Origin of the sequence: Streptomyces sp. NPDC048255, assembly GCF_040652415.1 — a bacterium.
Classification (GTDB): Bacteria; Actinomycetota; Actinomycetes; order Streptomycetales; family Streptomycetaceae; genus Streptomyces.
The window spans coordinates 1-1,364 of sequence record NZ_JBEZMA010000143.1; the positions used below are offsets into that span (position 1 = coordinate 1).

The window sequence follows — 1,364 nt, forward strand, 5'->3', positions numbered from 1 at the left end:
CGGTTGTAAACCAATCTAACAGCCTTGGCTGAGGGTTGCCAGGGTCGACTATGTCCCACAAGCGCACTATTTTTTGACCTGTTTCTATCGCAAGCGCCTCAAATCCGGTTCTCTTTACTTCCGGAAGGTCGAGCACCCTTATAAGGACGTCGTCAACAAGGTGGCCGGCCGTGATCTTGAATTTCAACGTCAGCGCGTCTACGTCTTCCTCGAAATCAAGGAAAAGTGACTCAGCCCGAGCGCCGATCATGTAGAAGTCGCTTGTACGGACTCTAGCCTCGACGTCTCCTTCTTCACGAAGCCAATAGGCCTCTTGGCTGGAAATGGGTGGGTACACTAGCTCGACAGCCGTGAAGTTTGTCTTATCCATGAGTCCAATCTCCGAAGATGACGACCGTAGGCGAATCGTCGCACTAGTTTGAGCCGAACTTGCAGCCGTCCGCTACCGGGGGGCAGTGTCATGCTCCTTCCCAAGTCAGGTGGCAGCGCTGCTGAGGCCACGCATGGCCAGACGATCTTGTGCGCAGGGCGTCTCGCTAGGAACTTCGTGCCCACAGTGTCACCTCTCAACTGATATTCCGCCTAGCTTTCGATAGGATACGAAAAGAGTGAGCAGCACTTGTACCGTGCTTTCGGTGGTCATTCGCGACTAAGTTACTTGTGGCATCGTAGTAGCACGGCAATAAGCAGTTTGGGCAAGCGGCAACAAGTTCGAATTCGAGGAAAGGACATCTGGCGCATCAGTCAAGGTAGACCGGGAGTAACAAGCAGCCAGCAATGTCTGCTTCTGGCCGGAAGCGGCCAGACGAAATAGAGATGCGTGTTCGGCGGAAAATTCGGACTTGTCTGATTGACACCCGTTAGCGGCCTCTACACAGTCCCAACCACGGAGCCTCTAAACTCCGCACACAGCGGCACCCACCTCCGTAACTAGGTGGGTTTTTCATGTCCGATGCTTGGACATGGCGACGCGTTTTCCTGCGTCGGGAGGGCGGCTAATAAAACACCCGCAAGGGGAATACGCCCGCCGGCTGTGTGCGGTTAGAGCCTCCCGACACCCCGCCGGCCGCATGCCGCGCCGCGCGGGTTTTCCGCTCAAGGACAGGAGTGCCGCGTATGCCTCGTAAATCCGACCCCGCGCCCCCGCACGAAGGCGTGGTGATGCCCATTGACGCGTTCGAAGCGCTTTCCGCGTTCCAGCAGGAACTGCACGGCATCGTGCGGACCTTGCAGCCGGAGGTGTTGATCGAGATCGGTTATCCGCCCGGCCAGGATCACCGGTTGTTGCGCGAGGTCTTCCAGGCGCTGGCGCGCCGGCTGGATCCGGTCATGGATGCCTGTGTGTGGACGCCCACCGGGGACGG

At 57.8% G+C, this 1,364-nt stretch carries 2 protein-coding genes; one reads left to right on the forward strand and one right to left on the reverse strand.

The window, feature by feature from the left end; translation table 11 throughout:
- Positions 1 to 370, reverse strand: a 370-nt coding sequence (locus AB0D94_RS37805; RefSeq protein WP_362062515.1) for a hypothetical protein, incomplete at its 3' end; no start/stop codon positions are given.
- 746 nt (positions 371 to 1,116) lie between these two features.
- On the opposite strand from AB0D94_RS37805, the gene AB0D94_RS37810 reads away from it, so the two are divergent.
- A partial coding sequence (locus tag AB0D94_RS37810; RefSeq protein ID WP_362062519.1) for a hypothetical protein occupies positions 1,117 to 1,364 on the forward strand: 248 nt, incomplete at its 3' end.